Origin of the sequence: uncultured Stenotrophomonas sp. (assembly GCF_945952405.1) — a bacterium.
Taxonomy (GTDB): Bacteria; Pseudomonadota; Gammaproteobacteria; order Xanthomonadales; family Xanthomonadaceae; genus Stenotrophomonas.
In genome coordinates this window covers 237,266-255,352 of the sequence record NZ_CAMFIA010000002.1, presented here as the reverse complement: position 1 = coordinate 255,352, position 18,087 = coordinate 237,266, and the positions used below count along the sequence as shown (strand labels likewise).

Genomic DNA, 18,087 nt, shown 5'->3' with positions numbered 1-18,087 from the left:
GGAACTCCTACGGACGACGGAAACGGCGGTCGGCGGCGGTGATGAATCCGCCCAGGGCCATCAGCAGCGCGCCCAGCCAGATCCAGCGCACGAACGGCTTGATGTGCACCCGTACCGCCCATGCATTGTTGCCCAGTGGCTCGCCCAATGCCACGTAGACATCGCCATCGATGCGTGCATCGATGCCGGCCTCGGTCATCACCTGGCCGCCACTGGCGTACTGGCGCTTCTCCGGATGCAGCAGGGCCAGCTCGCGGCCATCGCGGAACACCCGCAGGTGGCCGCGGTCGGCGATGAAGTTCGGGCCTTCGCGATGGTCAACGCCCTCGAAGCGCACTTCGTGGCGGCCGACCACAACCTGCTGGCCCGGAGCCAGCGCAACTTCGCGTTGCACGTTCAGTGCTTCCACCAGCAGTGCGCCGGCCAGGAACACCGCGATGCCGGCGTGGGCGACGATCATGCCGAGCATCTCGGCGGTGAAACGGCCATTGCCGCGCAGGCGCTGCCAGACGAAGCGGACGGTGCCGAGCCCGACCCAGGCCGCGGCAGCGACGCCGATACCGGCCTTCCAGCCGTTCTGCGGCGCCTGCCACCAGGCCAGGGCGCCGAGCAGCAGCGCCAGCCCCAGCCACGGTGCCAGCAGTGCGAATGCCCGCGAAGGCTGGTCGCGCTGCCACTTCACCAGCGGGCCGAACGGCAGCAGCAGCACCATCGGTGCCATCAACAACAGGAACAGGCTGCCGAAGTAGGGCGGGCCAACCGAGATCTTGCCCAGCGACAGCGCATCGGCGAGCAATGGGTACAGCGTGCCGAGCAGCACCATGGCGCAGGCCGTGGCCAGCAACAGGTTGTTGGCCAGCAGCAGGGTCTCGCGCGAGGTGGCGGTGAAGCCACGGCGCGGATCGTCGGCGTCCACGCTCAGCCGGCTGGCGCGCAGCGCATACAGCAGCAGGCTGCCACCGACCAGCAGCGACAGGAACACCAGGATGAACAGGCCACGCGAGGGATCGGCGGCGAACGAATGCACGCTGGTCAGCACGCCGGAGCGCACCAGGAACGTGCCCAGCAGTGAGAGCGCGAAGGCGGCGATCGCCAGCAGCAGGGTCCAGCTGCCGAAGGTGCCGCGTTTTTCAGTGACGGCCTGCGAATGGATCAGGGCCGCGCCGACCAGCCACGGCATGAAGCTGGCATTCTCGACCGGATCCCAGAACCACCAGCCGCCCCAGCCCAGTTCGTAGTAGGCCCACCAGCTGCCCAGTGCGATACCGAGGGTCAGGAAGCCCCAGGCGACGTTGGTCCAGGGGCGGGTCCAGCGCAGCCAGCGCGCATCGACGCGGCCTTCCAGCAGTGCAGCCACCGCGAACGCGAACGGCACCGCGAAGCCGACATAGCCCAGGTACAGCATCGGCGGATGGATGATCAGCCCCGGGTCCTGCAGCAGCGGATTGAGGTCACGGCCTTCCAGCGGCGCCGGGTTCAAGCGCAGGAACGGGTTGGAGGTGAAGATCAGGAAGGCGAGGAAACCGACGCTGACCACGCCCATCACCGCCAGCACGCGCGCCCGCACCGGGGCCGGCAGGTGCCGTGAGAACAGCGCCACCGCGCCGGTCCACAGCGCCAGCACCAGTGCCCACATCAGCAGCGAGCCTTCGTGCGCGCCCCACACCGCCGAATAGCGGTAGATCAGTGGCAGCAGCGAGTTGGAATTCTCGGCCACGTAGCGCACCGAGAAGTCCTGCTGTACGAATGCGGCGGTGAGTACCGCGAACGCGCCGGCGATCAGCAGCAGCTGTGCGAATGCGGCGGGTCGTGCCACCGCCATCCATGCGCTGTTGTTGCGATGCGCGCCGAGCAGCGGCAGGCCGGCCTGCAGTACCGCGGCCAGCAACGCACACAACAGCAGGATCTGACCCAGCTCGGGCAGCACTCAGCGCACCTCGGGCGCCGTTACCGGCACGTCATGCTTGCGGTGGGCGTCGCCCATCTTGTCGGCCACTTCCTTCGGCACGTATTTCTCATCGTGCTTGGCCAGCACCTCGTCGGCCACGAAGATCCCTTCCTGCAGGCGGCCGCTGGCGACCACCGCGGTGCCTTCGGCGAACATGTCCGGCAGGATCCGCGAGGTGGTCACCGCCAGCTGCGCATCGCCGTCGGTCACTTCGAAGCGTGCTTCCAGCGAGCCGACCGGGCGCTGGAAGGAGCCCTTCACCACCATGCCGCCAAGGCGGAAGCGCGACTGCGCATCGACATCGCCGCGCAGCACTTCCGACGGGGTGTACAGATAGGCGATGTTGCGCTCCAGTGCCATCGCCACCAGTGCGGTGGCCAGGCCGGAGGCGAGCAGGGCCAGCAGCACCCAGGCCAGGCGGCGACGCTGTACCGGGGTCATCGTTCCAGCTCCGTCGGCAACGGCGCCGCCGCATCCTGCCTGGCCGCGCGGGTGTGCTGCCGCTGTTGCCGCGCCAATGCCTGGCGGCGTGCCACCCGCAGGCGCAGCCAGGAACCGATGGCATCGGCGCCGAGCACCAGCACGAATACGGCGTAGGCGCCGATCACATAGGGCAGGTGGGTCATGGCTGGGCCTCCGCGGCGGGGCGTGGAGCATCGACACGGCTACCGACCCAGGCCTTGCCGGCTTCGCGGTCGAGGTTGTCGGCGCGGGCCTTGGCCAGCACCGAACCGGCGAACCAGAACTTGGTGCCGATCACCATCCACCACAGCGGCGCGATCATCGCGCTGCTGATCGCCGATTCACCGAACACATTGATCGACTGGCGCTGGTGCAGGCCGCCCCACCAGTCCACCGAATAGCGGATCACCGGCAGCAGGCTGACACCGACGATGGCGAGCAGGCCGGCCGCGCGCGCGGCGCTGCGGCGGTCTTCGATGGCGTGGTACAGGCCGATGACGCCCAGGTACAGGAACAGCAGCACCAGTTCACTGGTCATGCGCGGGTCCCAGTCCCACCAGGTGCCCCAGGTGCCCTTGCCCCAGATGCTGCCGGTGAGCAGGGTGATCAGGGTGAAACCGGCGCCCATCGGTGCACACGCCATGGCCAGGATCTCGCAGACCTTGATCCGCCAGATCAGCGCGATGGCGGCGTACAGCGCCATCAGTGCGAATACGAACAGGCTCATCCAGGCGCTGGGCACGTGGATGTAGAGGATGCGGAAGCTGTCCAGCTGCTTGGCTTCCGGCGGCACCACCAGCAGCGCCTGCCAGATGCCGACCAGCAGCACCGGCACCGCAGCCAGGTAGAACACCCGCGACCAGCGGGCAGCGAATCGGTCGAACGTGGGAGGCGAACCGAGTTGGTGGAACCAGCGGACAATCGGATTCATGCGTGGCGGCTATCCAGCAGGGGTGGATTGGCTCTCAGCTCGGTCAACTCAGAGAAATACGTATTGCAGCAGCGGTGGCCAGCGGCGCCAGTACCAGCGCGACCAGCAGGCCGGCGCCCAGCATCAGCAGCGCACCGACCGGATCCTGCCCGCGCCCGGCTGCCGCCAGGCTGCCTGCACCGAACACCAGCACCGGTACATACAGCGGCAACGACAGCAACGCCACGAGAATACCAGAGCGCCGGATGCCTACGGTCAGCGCGGCGACCACGCCACCGATCAGGCTCAGCAGCGGCGTGCCCAGCAGCAACGATGCCAGCAACATCGGCAGCTGGTCATGCGGCAGATGCAGCATTTCGGCCAGCAGCGGACTGACCACGATCAACGGCAACGCGGTGGTGGCCCAGTGCAGCAGCACGCGCACCAGCACCAGCCAGGCCAGCGGAACCGGCGCCAGCAGCCATTGCTCCAGCGAGCCGTCCTCGGCATCGGAGCGGAACAGCGAATCCAGTGACAACTGGCCGGCCAGCAGCACGGCCAGCCACAGCACGGCGCCGGCGGTGGCCGCCAGCAGCTGCGGCTCGCGGCCCTGGGCCAGCGCGAACAGCACCACCACCAGCACGGCGAACAGCAGCGGCTGCAGGGCATCGCCGCGACGACGCCAGAGCAGGCGCAGGTCACGCTTGAGCAGGGCGGCGGCGGTCTGCCACAGGCCCGGTTCGGTGCCCGGCGCGATCATGCAGCACCGCCGAGGTCGAGCTGGCGGGTGCGCACCGGCGGTGCGGCATAGGCGCCATGGGTGGTGACCAGTGCCGCGCCACCTGCGCGCAGGTGCGCCGAGATCATCCGGTTGACCAGGGTGATGCCCTCCAGGTCGAGGTTGGCATAGGGTTCGTCGAGCAGCCACAGGGGCGCCGGCGATAGCCAGATGCGGGCCAGTGCCAGCCGCCGCTTCTGCCCGGCCGACAGATGCCGGACCAGGGTGTCCTCGTAGCCGGCGAGGCCGACGATGGCCAGTGCGTTGCCCGGCATCTGCCGCGCCCGCCGACCGTGCAGGCCGCACAGGAAGTGCAGGTTCTCCAGCGTGTCCAGGTCCGGCTTCAGCGCCGGCAGATGGCTCAGGTAGGCGACGTAGCGCGCGCGTTCGGCATTGCTGGCCGGCTTTCCGTCGATCCGCACCTGGCCGGCGCCGGGCCGGGCCAGGCCGGCCAGCACGCGCAGCAGCGTGGTCTTGCCGGCGCCATTGCCGCCCTGCACCAGCAGGGCTTCGCCGGCGTCCACATGGAAGTCCAGCGGGCCGAACACCGGCTCGTCATTGCGGGAGAAGCTCAGGCCGCTGGCGGCCAGCAATGCAGGGGTGTTCAAGGGGCAGGGGTCTTCATGCCGGAGTGCGGTGGCAATTGTAGCGGCGAATTCACAGGGTAGTGCCGGTCGCTGCCCGGCAGGCGCGACCCAGCGTCGCAGGTTGTGCCGGAGTGCCGGCCAGCGGCCGGCACTCCCGATGCGCGGATTGCGTAAACTCGCAGGTCCGTTCCCCCCATTGCCCAGGCCGATGCAACCCACCACCAAGCTGCCCAAGGTCGGTACCACGATCTTCACCGTGATGTCCCAGCTCGCCGCCGAACACGGCGCGGTCAACCTGGGCCAGGGGTTCCCGGACTTTTCGGCGCCGCAGCGCCTGATCGACGAGACCGCCAGGGCGATGGCCGCCGGCCTCAACCAGTACCCGCCTATGACCGGTGTGGCGCCGTTGCGCCAGGCCATCGCGCAGAAGGCGCTGGACTGCTACGGCGCGCAGGTCGACGCCGACAGCGAAATCACCGTCACCAGCGGCGGCACCGAAGCGATCTTCAACGCGATCCATGCCGTGGTGCGCGCCGGCGAGGAAGTGATCGTGCTCGACCCGGCCTATGACTGCTACGAGCCGGCGATCGACCTGGCCGGCGCCAAGGCCGTGCATGTCGCGCTGGATCCGCAGACGTTTGCCGTCGACTGGGACCGCGTGCGTGCGGCGATCACCCCGCGCACCCGCATGCTGATCGTCAACACCCCGCACAATCCGTCCGGCGCGATGCTGTCGGCGCAGGACATGCAGGCGCTGGCCGAGCTGCTGCGCGGCACGCAGATCTACCTGATCTCCGACGAAGTCTACGAGCACATCATCTATGACGGTCGCCGCCACGAATCGGCGCTGCGTTATCCGGAACTGCGCGAGCGTGCGTTCGTCATCTCCAGCTTCGGCAAGACCTACCACTGCACCGGCTGGAAGATCGGCTACGCGATCGCGCCGCCGGTGCTGACCGCCGAGTTCCGCAAGGTGCACCAGTACAACACCTTCACCAGCTTCGGCCCGGCGCAATATGGCTTCGCCGCGATGATCCGCGACGAACCGGAACACCACCTGGAGCTGGGCGCGTTCTACCAGGCCAAGCGCGACCGCTTCCGCGAGCAGCTCGCCAGTACCCGCCTGAAGGCGCTGCCGGTTCCGGGCGGCTATTTCCAGCTGGTCGATTACTCGGCCATCAGCGACCTGCCGGACCATGAATTCGTGAAGTGGCTGACCATCGAGAAGGGCGTCACCGCCATTCCGCTGTCGCCGTTCTACGAGAATCCGCCGGCTGGCCAGCGCCTGGTGCGCCTGTGCTTCGCCAAGAACGAAGCGACGATGGACGCGGCGATCGAACGCCTGCGCCTGCTCTGAGTGGAGGGCTGAACATGCAGGACCTGCGCATTTCGCTGATCCAGGGCGACACCCGCTGGCATGACCCGGCCGGCAACCGCGCCTACTACGGCGCGCTGCTGGCGCCGCTGGCCGGCAGCACCGATCTGGTGATCCTGCCCGAGACCTTCACCAGTGGCTTCTCCAATGACGCCATCGCCCAGGCCGAAGGCATGGACGGGCCGACCGTGGCCTGGGTGCGCGCGCAGGCCAAGGCATTGAACGCCGCGGTGATCGGCAGCGTGCAGCTGCGCGATGGCGAAGGTGTGTACAACCGGCTGCTGTTCGCCACGCCCGAGGGTGAGCTGCAGCATTACGACAAGCGGCACCTGTTCCGCTATGGCGGTGAGCACGAGCGCTATGCGGCCGGCCGCGACCGCCTGTGCGTGGAGTGGAAGGGCTGGCGGATCAATCCGCAGGTCTGCTACGACCTGCGGTTCCCGGTGTTCTGCCGCAACCGCTACAACGTCGAGCGTTCGCAGCAACTGGATTTCGACCTGCAGATCTTCGTCGCCAACTGGCCGTCGGCGCGTGCCTATGCGTGGAAGACCCTGCTGCGTGCGCGTGCGATCGAGAACCTGTGCTTCGTGGCCGCGGTCAACCGCGTCGGCGTCGACGGCAACCAGCTGCACTATGCCGGCGACAGCGCAGTGCTGGATTTCCTCGGCCAGCCGCAGGTGGAGATCCGCGAGCGCGAGCAGGTGGTCACCACCACCCTCTCGGCTGATGCGCTGGCTGCACACCGTGCACGTTTCCCGGCGATGCTCGATGCCGATGCCTTCCACCTGGATGATCCGGCCTGAGTCGCGGCCTGAACACCGTCCGTACCCGTGCGTGCACCTGCTCCAGCGTGCACGCCGACGCTGCTGGATTCGCTGCCAGCCCGACCGAACTGGAACAACGCCTGTCATGAACAAGCCCTTTGCCCTGCTGCTGGCGTTGTCCGCCGCAGCGCTCGCCCCGGTCGCGCAGGCTGCCGGCAACCTCGATTGCGAACTGCGCTACAACCTGTCCGGTTGGTCGCTGATCTACAAGACCGCCTCCGGCACCGGCACGGTGACCTGCAGCAACGGCGCGAGCCTGCCGGTGCGCATCCGGATGAAGGGCGGTGGCCTGACCGTGGGCAAGTCGAAGATCACCAACGGGCGGGGCAGTTTCACCGGCGCGATCAGCGTCGATGAGCTACTGGGCACCTACGCATCGGTAGGAGCGCACGCCGGTGCAGTGAAATCCGGCAACGCACAGGTAATGACCAAGGGCGACATCTCGCTGGCCCTGTCCGGTACCGGCAGGGGCTGGGACCTGGGCGTGGACGGCGCCGCCTTCACCCTCAGCCGCCGCTGATCCCACAAAAAAGGGGACGGAGGGGATTAAGTCGCTTTTGCCTCGCTTGTACGTATCGAGTGGCAAAAGCGACTTAATCCCCTCCGTCCCCTTTTTACGAAAAACCCCGGCCGGAGCCGGGGTTTTTCATGGGTGCGGTTCAGCGATCAGCCGCCGCGCGGGCCGCTGCGGCGCGGGCCGCCCGGACCGCGGTTGCCGCCGGGGCCACCCGGGCCACGGTTGCCACCCGGACCGCCGGGGCCGCGATTGCCGCCACCCGGACCGCGACTGCCCGGACGGGCGCCCTGAGCCGGCTTCGGGCTGCCATACGGGTTGAAGCCCGGCGTGGCGTGATCGGACGGGAAGCTCGGGGCATTGCCCGGATGACCATACGGGTGCTTGTTGCCCTGGCCCTGCGAGCGGTTGCCGCCGCCGGCCGGACGGCCCTGGCCACCGGCGCCGCCACGACCCTGGCCGCCACCGGCGCCAGCGCCCGGACCCTTCGGCTTGCCGTACGGACGGCCCTGGCCGCCAGCACCCGGACCACGGGCACCCGGGCCGCGCGCGCCCGGACCGGCGTTGCGGTGGCCGCTCGGGCCGGTGCTGACACCGTCCGGCACGTACCAGGTGCGGAAGGCCGCCGGGTTGCCTTCCGGCAGCGAGCGGTCGTTCTTCGGAGCGCGCTGCTTGAACGGCTTCTGCGACTGCTTGGCCGCCGCTTCACCGCTTACCGTCAGGCCGCCCTTGAAGCCGCCACCCTTGCCGCCGCGGCCACGGCCGCGGTCTTCGCGCAGGGTGTCGAAACGGCGCAGCTCGCGGCCTTCGTCGGCGGTGTTGTGGCCGTTGACGTAGGCGTTGCCACGGCCACCCTCGCGCACGCGCACGGTGGTCTTGGCGGCACGGCGCTGGCCGATCACCGGCTGCAGGGTCAGCGCCGACGGCGCGCCTTCTTCCAGCTTCAGCTGCGCGCGCAGCGCTTCCACCTGCGCGGTGCCCAGTTCCACCGAATGGCCGCGGGCCAGTTCGCGCGGCAGGCTGACCTTGCCGTAGCGGGTACGCTTCAGGCGGCTGACCTGGCAGCCCTGCGACTCCCACAGGCGGCGCACTTCACGGTTGCGGCCTTCCTTCACCACGACGCGGAACCAGTCGTGCGAATCGGTACCGCCGATGCGTTCGATCTCGTCGAACTTGGCCGGGCCGTCTTCCAGCGCCACGCCACGGGTGAGGCGGTCGACGATGGCGTCGGAGACCTTTTCCTCGCCTTCCGGCGCGCGCACGCGCACCACGTACTCGCGCTCGACCTCGAACGACGGGTGCATCATGGCGTTGGCCAGCTCACCGTCGGTGGTGGCCAGCAGCAGGCCGGTGGTGTTGATGTCGAGGCGGCCGATCGCGATCCAGCGCGCGCCCTTCAGCGGCGGCAGCGACTCGAACACGGTCGGGCGGCCTTCGGGATCTTCGCGGGTGGTCACTTCGCCTTCCGGCTTGTTGTAGACCAGCACGCGCGACGGCTCGGCCAGGGCGGTGGCGACGAAGCCGCGGCCGTCCAGCTCGATCTTGTCGCCGCTCTTGACCGACATGCCGGTCTGCGCGACTTCACCGTTGACCTTGACCAGGCCTTCGGCGATGCGCTGTTCCAGCGCGCGGCGCGAGCCAAGGCCGGCCTGGGCCAGCACCTTGTGCAGGCGTTCTTCCAACTTGAACTGTTCGGAGGTGGCTTCGCGCTTGAGCGAGAGCTTGTTCAACGACAGCTTGCGAGGGGTGTCACTCATCAGTTTTGCTCCGGCCGACGGTTTCGAGGTCGGCCTCTGGTTCGGAATCGGCTTGGTCAACAGCCACGGTCGTCATCGCGACGGCGTTGTCTTCGCGTTCGTTCACTGGCACCGCGCGCTCGCCCGGCGCGGAATCGGGGTGCCCATCATCGAAGGGCGAAGGTGCTTGCTCATCGGAGGCCGGCGCAGTGGCTGCGTCGGCGGAATCGGGGGTGTCACGGCCGGCAATGCCGGCGTCATCGTTCGCGGCAGCGCCATCGGCGCCGGCCGAGATGTCCGGGCCGTCGGCACCGGCGGCGGCCGGTGCGTCGCGGTCCAGGGCAAGCTGCGGTTCCAGCTCGCCCAGGTCCTTCAGTTCCGACAGCGGCGGCAGCTCGTCCAGCCGCTTCAGGCCAAAGTAGTCCAGGAAGCCCTTGGTGGTGCCGAACAGCGCCGGCTTGCCGGGCACGTCGCGGTGGCCGACCACGCGGATCCACTCGCGCTCTTCCAGGGCCTGGATGATGTTGCTGCTGACCGCCACGCCGCGCACCTGCTCGATCTCGCCGCGGGTGATCGGCTGCCGGTAGGCGATCAGTGCCAGCGTTTCCAGGGTGGCACGGGTGTAGCGGGTCTTGCGTTCGGTCCACAGCCGGCTGATCCAGCCATGCACTTCGCCGGTGACCTGGTAGCGGAAGCCCGAGGCGACCTCGACCAGCTCCACGCCACGGCCTTCGCAGGCTTCGCGCAGGCGTTCCAGCGCACGTTCGATGCTGCCCGGCGGCGCTGGTTCCTCTTCCGGGAACAGGTCCTTCAGCTGGGCCAGGGTGAGCGGCTGGCTGGAGGCCAGCAGGGCACCCTCGACAATGCGGTTGATCAGCGTTTGGTCCATCGGCAGGCAGCGCTCACTCGTTCTCGTTGGCGGCGTCGTTGTCGTCGAACTCGCTGCTGAACTGCAGCGGGGCATTGGTGTTGCCGGCCGCCAGCGACTTCACGTAGATCGGCGCCAGCGGTTCTTCCTGGACCAGGTCCAGCAACTGCTCCTTGGCCAGTTCCAGCACCGCCAGGAACGTGACCAGCACGCCCAGCTTGCCTTCTTCAGCGGTGAACAGGCTCTCAAAACGATAGAACCGGCCATCTTCCATGCGCCCCAGCACTTCGCCCATGCGTTGCCGCACGCTCAGTGCCTCGCGCTTGATGGCGTGGCCGCTGAACAGCTCGGCGCGCTTGAGCACGTCGTGCAGGGCCAGCAGCATTTCCTTCAGGTCCACCGGCGGCGGCAGCTTCACCGCGGCGCGTTCGGGCATGAAGGCATGCGCCAGGCTGGTGTCGCGGTCCTGGCGGGGCAGGGCGTCGATGTCCTCGGCGGCCTGCTTGAAGCGTTCGTACTCCTGCAGGCGGCGCACCAGTTCGGCGCGCGGGTCGGCTTCATCGCCTTCCTCGCTGACCGGGCGCGGCAGCAGCATGCGCGATTTCACTTCGGCCAGGATCGCGGCCATCACCAGGTACTCGGCCGCCAGCTCGAAGCGCAGCTCGCGCATCACGGTGATGTATTCCACGTACTGCCGGGTGATCTCGGCCACGGGGATGTCCAACACGTCCAGGTTCTGGCGGCGGATCAGGTACAGCAGCAGGTCCAGCGGACCTTCGAAGGCATCCAGGATGACTTCCAGCGCATCCGGCGGAATGTACAGGTCCTGCGGAATCTGCAGGACCGGTTGCCCATGCACCACGGCCAGCGGCATTTCCTGCTGCTGGGGGGCGGGCGGCCGGGTTGGCGGGTTCGCGTCGAGCGCGAGTTCGGAAGTCATCTAATGGACATCAGGATTGCAACGGACCAGTCGCGGCACCGGGTTCGCCGGGCCAACGCCACGGAGCCCCAGGGCACCAGACACGCCGGGATCGGCGCGATTCCACACATATAAAACAGCAGGACGCGCCGCAGTAAACGGCAGCGACGGAACTACGGGGAGGTCGTCTACGTGGCCCGGTCGGGTGGTCCGGTTTGAAGCAGCGGATCGGTCGTCGGGGGCTGCGTTGGCCGCAAAAACCGACGGGCTGCTGCATCCAGCCACGTGCAATGGACTCTAGGGTAAGCCTTTGTTGCGCCAGTGTCCAGCCGGACCGGGACCGCGGCCGCATTGGCTAGAATCTGCGGACCCGACAACGCAAGCGAGGAAATGCCGGTGTGGTATGTGATCGAAGGGTATGACGGCCAGGATGTGCTGGCCCAGCGGCTGCAGGCGCGGCCGGACCATCTGGACCGGCTGCACGCGCTGCGTGACCAGGGCCGCCTGCTGCTGGCCGGGCCGTGCCCGGCGGTGGACAGCGAAGACCCGGGTCCGGCCGGTTTCAGCGGTTCGGTGGTGATCGCCCAGTTCGAATCGCTGGTGCAGGCCCAGGCCTGGGCCGATGCCGACCCGTATGTGGCCGCAGGCGTGTACACGCGGGTACAGGTGCGTCCGTTCCGCAAGGTCCTGCCGTGAACGCGGAACGCATCGAGCGGATGCGTGATGCATTGCAGCAGGCGCTGGCCCCGAGCCGGCTCGAGATCGAGGACGACAGCCACCGGCACGCCGGCCATGCCGGTGCGCGCGATGGTCGCGGCCATTTCAACGTGCATGTGGTGAGCGAACGGTTCGCCGGAATGGGCCCGCTGGCCCGGCATCGCGCGGTCTATGCCGCGCTGGGGTCGATGATGGAGACCGATATCCACGCGTTGTCCATCCGCGCGCAGACCCCGTCAGAACAAGGCTGAGCCCTTGTCCCGCGGTGTCCTGGCAGGTCTCCGGCGGAGGCCGCCACGGACAGATTTCCATGTCCATTTCGGGACATTCACCTAACGGACTGTTTACAAGCCCAGATGGAAACGCTTACATTCCGCGCCAATGCTGGTAGGTCCAAGCCGTGGAGGGCGGCTTCGTGAACAAGGCAGCTATCACAATCAAAGATGTCGCTCGCGAAGCCCGGGTCTCCGTGGCTACGGTTTCCCGCGCGCTCAACGGGCATGAAAATGTCGCCGAACCGGTCCGCCAGCTTGTGCTGGAGGTGGCCGCACGGCTGCGTTACACCCCGCACGCCGCCGCCCGCAGCCTGAGCAGTCGCCGCACCAACACGGTGGGCGTGGTCCTGCCCGACCTGTACGGCGAATTCTTCTCCGAGCTGATGCGCGGCATCGACAACGTTGCCCGCAACCGCCGCCAGCACCTGCTGGTGTCCAGCTACCACGGTGACCAGGAGCAGCAGGGCGCCGCCCTGCGTGCCATGCGGGGCCGCGTCGATGGCCTGCTGGTGCTCTCGCCCTACGCCGAGAGCCCCGGCTTCCTGACCGACAACCTGCCGCAGTCGCTGCCGACGGTGCTGATCAACACCTATCTGCCCGGGCAGGACCACCCGGTGCTGAGCATCGACGACCATGCCGGCGCGATGGCGATGACCCGCCACCTGCTGGATGCCGGCCACCGCCGTATTGCGTTCATTTCTGGCCCGGACCTCAACTTCGACGCGCGCGAGCGCCTGCGCGGCTTCCGTGACGCGCTGGCGGCATTTGGCAGCGACGCCGAAGGCATCGAGCTGCCCGGTGATTTCGACGAAGCTTCCGGCCATCGTGCCGGTCAGGAGTTGCTGGCAGCCGGAGCGCTGCCCGATGCCGTGTTCGCCGCCAACGACATGATGGCCCTGGGTTGCCTGTACGCGTTCACGCAGGCAGGTGTCCATGTCCCGTCCGATGTCGCCCTGGCGGGTTTCGATGACATTCCACTGGCGCGTTTCGTCCACCCGTCGCTGACCACCATGCAGGTCAGCATCGCCGAGCTTGGCGATCGGGCCATGACGCGCCTGATGCAGTTGATGGACGGCACATCCACGGATGGGGCAGGGGACAAGCAGACCCTGGTTCCCCGCTTGATAGTTCGCGATTCCACCACTCCGCCATCCGGCCGTTGAAGCCAGAGGCGTTCCTTCTTTTTTGATTGATCGCAGGGACCGCGCAAGCGGTCACCGCCACCCGGAGATTGAGTTGATGATGCACACCACCTTCCGCACGCCGGCACGCCGGCTGCTGAGCACCGCGCTGGTCAGCTGCCTGATGCTGGCCGCCGCTCCGAACGTCATGGCGCAGTCGGCCAATGCCAGCCTTCGCGGCCAGGTCTCCGGCGCCCAGGCTGGCACCGAGGTCACCGCCACCAACACCGCCACCGGCACCGTCCGCCGCGGCACCATCCGTGCCGATGGCAGCTACTCTCTGATGGGCCTGGACCCGGGTACCTATGACGTGGTCGCCAATGGCCAGTCGCAGAAGGTCACCGTCACCGTGGCCTCGACCGCGACCCTGAACTTCGCCGGCGCTGCCAGCAGCACCCCGAGTGCGACCGCAGCCACCAACCTGGATACCGTCAACGTCGTCGCGCCGACCCTGCTGCAGGAAGTGCGCACCTCCGAAGTCGGCAAGACCGTCAGCCTGCAGCAGATCCAGACCACGCCGCAGGTGTCGCGCAACTTCCTGGAGTTCGCCGACGCGGTGCCGGGCATGATCTTCACCCGCGACGCCAAGGGCAACACGTCGCTGCGCAGCGGCGCGACCAATGCCGACGGCACCAACGTCTACATCGACGGCGTGGGCCAGAAGAGCTACGTCAAGGGCGGCGGCGTGGCCGGCCAGTCCGGCAGCGCCGGCAATCCGTTCCCGCAGCTGGCCATTGGTGAATACAAGGTCATCACCGGGAACTACAAGGCCGAGTACGGCCAGGTCTCCAGCGCCGCGATCACGGCTGCGACCAAGTCCGGTACCAACGAGTTCAAGGGTGAGACCTTCTACCGTTACACCAACGAAAGCATGCGTGCGATGACCCCGGCCGAACGCCAGCCGGGCAAGCGCAAGGAAGATTCGGCCGAGAAGGAATACGGCTTCGCGCTGGGTGGCCCGATCATCAAGGACAAGGCCCACTTCTTCGTGACCTACGAAGCCAAGCGCTTCGACCTGCCGGTGACGATTGCCCCGAGCGGTGCGGTCACCGGCGCTGCTTCGCAGCTGCCGGCGGCGGCCGCCGCCGGCCTGGGGCCGGCCAGCCAGCCGTTCCAGCAGGACCTGATCTTCGCCAAGATCGACGTCGAGCCGACCGACAATGACCGCATCGAGTTCACGGTCCAGGATCGCGACGAGAACCAGCAGCAGTTCAGTGACCAGACCTCCAAGGAACACGGCAAGATCACTGACAACACGGACCGTCGTTTCGCGCTGCGCTGGAATCACAGTGGTGAGCGCTTCTACAACGAGCTGATGGTCACCCACGAGAAGTCGTTCAACAACCCGCTGCCGCTGACCCTGGGCAACGGCTACGTGTACACCGCGCCGGACGGCCGTGACATCGACGGCAACACCCCGCAGGAACGCACCATTGTGGAAATCGGTGGTGCCAGCGCCTTCGCCTCGCAGGTGAAGGGCCAGAAGGGCTGGTCGATCGAAGACAACCTGACCCTGGATGGCCTGCAGTGGGCGGGCGACCACACCATCAAGATGGGCGCCAAGTACAAGAAGATCAATCTGTACGCCTCCGACGCGCAGCAGATCAATCCGCAGTTCTACTACACCGTGGGCAACCCGGAATTCGGCGTTGATACGCCGTACAAGGCGCAGTTCACCAAGCCGATCACCGGTGTCAGTGGCGTGTTGCCGGAAGTGCGCTCGAAGACCACGCAGATCGGCCTGTTCATCCAGGACGACTGGCAGGTCAACGACCACCTGCAGCTGAACCTGGGCCTGCGCTGGGATTACGAGAAGAACCCGACCTACCTGGACTTCGTGACTCCGCCGGAAGTGGTCAACGCGCTGAATGCACAGGACCCGCACGGCCCGGCCGGGCAGAGCTACGCGCAGACGCTCGCGTTGAGCGGCCTGAACATCAACGATTACATCAGCAACGGCCACAACCGCAAGGCATTCAAGAATGCCTGGCAGCCGCGACTGGGCTTCTCGTATGACATCAATGCCGACGAGCAGCACGTGATCCATGGTGGTGCCGGCCGGTCCTACGACCGTGATCTGTTCGACTACCTGGCGCTGGAAACCACCAAGCTGGCCCTGCCGCAGCCGACCGTATTCTTCCGCGACCCGCGCAGCGGCGCCTGCCTGTACGGGCAGAACCCGTGCTTTGACTGGAATCCGAACCTGCTCAATGGCATCGGCAACGTGCAGGCCCTGCTGGGCAGCACCAGCAACGAAGGCCTGGAAGTGGATCTGCTCAACAACAACCTGAAGGTGCCCTACGCGGACCAGTTCAGCCTGGGCATGAGCAACCAGATCGGCGAGTGGCTGACCGACGCCACCATCTCGCGCACGCTCACCTACGATGGCTTCGCCTATACGCTGGGCAACCGCTTCCGCAACGGCAACTTCTTCGACAACCAGATGCTGTGTGGTGCCGAGAAGCCGACCTACGGCCAGCCGTGGGGCTGCAACATCCCCGGCTTCGGCAGCCTGATCATCGGCCAGCAGGGCATCAAGACCCGTACCACCCAGATCCTGCTGTCGGCGCAGAAGCCGTACACCAAGGAAAGCGGCTGGGGCACCTCGATCGCCTACACCTGGACCACTGCGCGCCACAACCGCAACATCGACGAGCATTACTCGTTCGATCGCGGCACCATCGGTGAATACCCGTACATCAAGTCCAACGGCGCGCCGCGCCACCGTCTGGTGGTCACCGGCTCCTACGATGGCTTCTGGGGCATCACCTTCGGTGGCAAGCTGACCCTGGCCACCCCGGTGGCGGGCAACGACTGGTCCTGCGTGGCACAGGCCGGCAACCCGAACTGCCTGCCGACCCCGGCCGCCGGCTTCCCGGCGGGCAATGGCCGCTTCCTGCTCGGCGGCAAGATCTTCGGTTACCGCTCGCTGGACCTGCAGGCGACCAAGACCTTCAAGCTGGCAGGGGACACCGAACTGTACGCACGTATCGACATCATCAACGTGCTGAACTTCGACAACTTCTCCAACCTGAACTACGTGAAGAAGGATGGCAGCCTGCTGGTGAGCTACAACGAGACCGGTGACATCATCGGCACTCCGCGCCAGGTCAAGGCGGAAGTGGGCTTCCGCTTCTAAGCGGACCCGCCGCAAGCACCCCCTGATGCCGCCGGTCCGCCGGCGGCATCGATTGCGTGAAAACGGCAATGGCCGGCTCCGTGCCGGTCCATTGCCCACGCCGCTGCCGGCCAGGGGGCAGCGGCGTGGGCAATGATCGCGGTGTCAAACCACGTTTTTCGTGGTTTTTTTCCAGTGCACCTTGTAAACGATTTCAGATCATTGGACGTTATGCTTTCCCATCGATCAGACCTCCGGAGGAATCGCGCCATGCAGGCACGCCATCTGTTGTCCGCCGCGGCGTTGAGCCTGGCCGTGGCCGCCTGCCAGCCGGCCCAGCAGGAGCCTGCCAAGCCGCGGCCACCGGTGATCCTGATCGAGGCCGATGCCCCGCCGCGGCCGATGAAGCCGGAGCTGCCGCCGCTGTTCGATGACATCGAGCGCCGCACCTTCCAGTTCTTCTGGGACACCACCAACGAGATCAACGGCCTGACCCCGGACCGCTATCCGTCGCGGCCGTTCGCCAGCATCGCCTCGGTCGGCTTCGCGCTGACCGCCTATCCGATCGGCATCGAGAACGGCTGGGTCAGCCGCAACCAGGCGATCGACCGCACGCTGACCACGCTGAAGTTCTTCCGCGACGTGCCGATGGGCCCGCAGCGCACCGGCAAGGCCGGCTACAAGGGCTTCTACTATCACTTCCTGGACATGCAGGAAGGCCGCCGCTACGACAGCTGGGTTGAACTGTCCTCGGTCGACACCGCGCTGCTGATGATGGGCGTGCTGTTCGCGCAGTCGTATTACGACGGCGACGACCCGCGCGAGAAGGAAATCCGGCAGATCGCCGACACCCTGTACAAGAAGGTCGATTGGCCGTGGCTGCAGCAGCGCGCGCCCCTGATTTCGATGGGCTGGTTCCCGGAGAGCGGCTTCATCGACCACGACTGGATGGGCTACAACGAGGCGATGATGGTCTACATCCTCGCCCTGGGCTCGCCGACGCACCCGGTCAGCCCGGATGCGTGGACGGTGTGGACGCGCACCTACGACAACGACTGGGGCGTCTACCAGGGCCAGGAATACCTGTCCTTCGGCCCGCTGTTCGGCCACCAGTACAGCCACGTCTGGATCGATTTCCGCGACATCCAGGACGCGTACATGCGTGAGCGCGGCAGCACGTATTTCCTCAACAGCCGCTCCGCGGCGCTGGCCCAGCGCGAGTACGCCATCGCCAACCCGATGCAGTGGAAGGACTATGGCGAGAACGTGTGGGGCCTGACCGCCAGCGATGGCCCGCAGAACACCACGCAGGACTACCGGGGCGAGCAACGCCAGTTCCGCCACTATTCCTCGCGCGGCGCCGGCCTGCGCGAGAACTTCGATGACGGCACCATCGCCCCGACCGCGGCGATCGCCTCGGTGGTGTTCGCGCCCGAGCAGGTGATCCCGGCCACCCTGGAGATGCACAAGCGCTATGGCGACTACATCTATTCCAGCTACGGCTTCCTGGATTCATTCAACCCCAGCTTCAACTACGACATCCCGATCAAGACCGGCCGCCTGGTGCCGGACCGCGGCTGGGTCGCCAGTGATTACATCGCCATCGACCAGGGCCCGATCCTGACCATGATCGCCAACTACCGGAATGACTTCGTGTGGGAGGTGATGAAGAAGAACCCGTATATCCGCAAGGGCCTGCAGCGGGCCGGGTTCAGTGGTGGCTGGCTGGCGCCGGAAGGCTCGTTCCAGCCGCTGGAACTGCAGAAGGACGAAAAGGCCGCGGCGGCACGCGCGGTGGGTATCGCCGAATCACGCGCGGCTGCCGCGCAGGAACAGAAGAACAATGCCAACCGCAACACAGGCCAGGGCAAGTAA

17 protein-coding genes are annotated in these 18,087 nt (G+C 67.0%); 8 read left to right on the top strand and 9 right to left on the bottom strand.

The genetic code is table 11. The annotated features are described in order from the left end of the window. Positions 1–7: 7 nt before the first annotated feature. From Q0P60_RS03505 to ccmA, 6 genes are read right to left on the bottom strand one after another with little or no spacing between them, the layout of a single operon-like run. Positions 8–1,927: a heme lyase CcmF/NrfE family subunit gene (locus Q0P60_RS03505; RefSeq protein WP_294988258.1), complete on the bottom strand. Its 1,920-nt coding sequence runs from the start codon at positions 1,925–1,927 to the stop codon at positions 8–10. After that, complete coding sequence (gene ccmE / locus Q0P60_RS03500; protein WP_294988256.1) at positions 1,928–2,389, bottom strand: cytochrome c maturation protein CcmE; 462 nt, start codon at positions 2,387–2,389, stop codon at positions 1,928–1,930. After that, on the bottom strand, positions 2,386–2,574 hold the full coding sequence (gene ccmD / locus Q0P60_RS03495; protein ID WP_294988254.1) for a heme exporter protein CcmD: 189 nt from the start codon (positions 2,572–2,574) through the stop codon (positions 2,386–2,388). Before ccmD ends, ccmE begins: the two co-directional genes overlap by 4 nt. Continuing rightward, positions 2,571–3,341 (bottom strand): heme ABC transporter permease CcmC, encoded by a 771-nt coding sequence (ccmC, locus tag Q0P60_RS03490; protein WP_294988252.1) that lies wholly within the window; start codon positions 3,339–3,341, stop codon positions 2,571–2,573. Before ccmC ends, ccmD begins: the two co-directional genes overlap by 4 nt. A 43-nt stretch (positions 3,342–3,384) precedes the next feature. Continuing rightward, positions 3,385–4,080 carry a heme exporter protein CcmB gene (gene ccmB / locus Q0P60_RS03485; protein WP_032129785.1) on the bottom strand — a complete coding sequence of 232 codons (696 nt, stop codon included), beginning with the start codon at positions 4,078–4,080 and terminating at the stop codon, positions 3,385–3,387. Then, positions 4,077–4,706, bottom strand: coding sequence for a heme ABC exporter ATP-binding protein CcmA (gene ccmA, locus Q0P60_RS03480; RefSeq protein WP_005413987.1), 630 nt, complete (start codon positions 4,704–4,706; stop codon positions 4,077–4,079). Before ccmA ends, ccmB begins: the two co-directional genes overlap by 4 nt. 187 nt (positions 4,707–4,893) lie before the next feature. Between ccmA and Q0P60_RS03475 the strand changes: the two genes are divergently transcribed. The 3 genes from Q0P60_RS03475 to Q0P60_RS03465 all read left to right on the top strand — a co-directional run bounded on the left by Q0P60_RS03475 (position 4,894) and on the right by Q0P60_RS03465 (position 7,404). Beyond that, the gene (locus Q0P60_RS03475; RefSeq protein ID WP_294988249.1) at positions 4,894–6,042 is read left to right on the top strand and encodes a pyridoxal phosphate-dependent aminotransferase; all 1,149 of its coding nucleotides are present in this window, start codon (positions 4,894–4,896) and stop codon (positions 6,040–6,042) included. A 14-nt stretch (positions 6,043–6,056) separates the two neighbouring features. Continuing rightward, positions 6,057–6,863 carry an amidohydrolase gene (locus Q0P60_RS03470; protein WP_294988247.1) on the top strand — a complete coding sequence of 269 codons (807 nt, stop codon included), beginning with the start codon at positions 6,057–6,059 and terminating at the stop codon, positions 6,861–6,863. A gap of 106 nt (positions 6,864–6,969) precedes the next feature. Beyond that, complete coding sequence (locus Q0P60_RS03465; protein WP_294988245.1) at positions 6,970–7,404, top strand: hypothetical protein; 435 nt, start codon at positions 6,970–6,972, stop codon at positions 7,402–7,404. 146 nt (positions 7,405–7,550) lie between these two features. On the opposite strand, the gene Q0P60_RS03460 is transcribed toward Q0P60_RS03465, so the two are convergent. The 3 genes from Q0P60_RS03460 to Q0P60_RS03450 are packed head-to-tail and all read right to left on the bottom strand — an operon-like array spanning position 7,551 to position 10,942. Then, positions 7,551–9,155 (bottom strand): pseudouridine synthase, encoded by a 1,605-nt coding sequence (locus Q0P60_RS03460; protein WP_294988243.1) that lies wholly within the window; start codon positions 9,153–9,155, stop codon positions 7,551–7,553. Beyond that, a complete protein-coding gene (gene scpB, locus Q0P60_RS03455; RefSeq protein WP_294988241.1) occupies positions 9,148–10,023 on the bottom strand; it encodes an SMC-Scp complex subunit ScpB in 876 nt (291 codons plus the stop codon). Before scpB ends, Q0P60_RS03460 begins: the two co-directional genes overlap by 8 nt. Before the next feature lie 13 nt (positions 10,024–10,036). Further along, positions 10,037–10,942, bottom strand: a complete 906-nt coding sequence (locus Q0P60_RS03450; RefSeq protein ID WP_294988239.1) for a ScpA family protein — start codon at positions 10,940–10,942, stop codon at positions 10,037–10,039. A 375-nt stretch (positions 10,943–11,317) separates the two neighbouring features. Between Q0P60_RS03450 and Q0P60_RS03445 the strand changes: the two genes are divergently transcribed. From Q0P60_RS03445 to Q0P60_RS03425, 5 genes are all read left to right on the top strand, one after another. Continuing rightward, positions 11,318–11,617 (top strand): YciI family protein, encoded by a 300-nt coding sequence (locus Q0P60_RS03445; RefSeq protein ID WP_294988495.1) that lies wholly within the window; start codon positions 11,318–11,320, stop codon positions 11,615–11,617. A gap of 20 nt (positions 11,618–11,637) precedes the next feature. Next, the gene (locus tag Q0P60_RS03440; RefSeq protein WP_294988492.1) at positions 11,638–11,889 is read left to right on the top strand and encodes a BolA family protein; all 252 of its coding nucleotides are present in this window, start codon (positions 11,638–11,640) and stop codon (positions 11,887–11,889) included. Positions 11,890–12,038: 149 nt separating this feature from the next. Further along, positions 12,039–13,076, top strand: a complete 1,038-nt coding sequence (locus tag Q0P60_RS03435) for a LacI family DNA-binding transcriptional regulator (protein ID WP_099551832.1) — start codon at positions 12,039–12,041, stop codon at positions 13,074–13,076. Between the two features lie 76 nt (positions 13,077–13,152). Continuing rightward, positions 13,153–16,233, top strand: a complete 3,081-nt coding sequence (locus Q0P60_RS03430; protein ID WP_294988236.1) for a TonB-dependent receptor — start codon at positions 13,153–13,155, stop codon at positions 16,231–16,233. A 249-nt stretch (positions 16,234–16,482) separates the two neighbouring features. After that, positions 16,483–18,087: a glucoamylase family protein gene (locus Q0P60_RS03425; RefSeq protein WP_294988234.1), complete on the top strand. Its 1,605-nt coding sequence runs from the start codon at positions 16,483–16,485 to the stop codon at positions 18,085–18,087.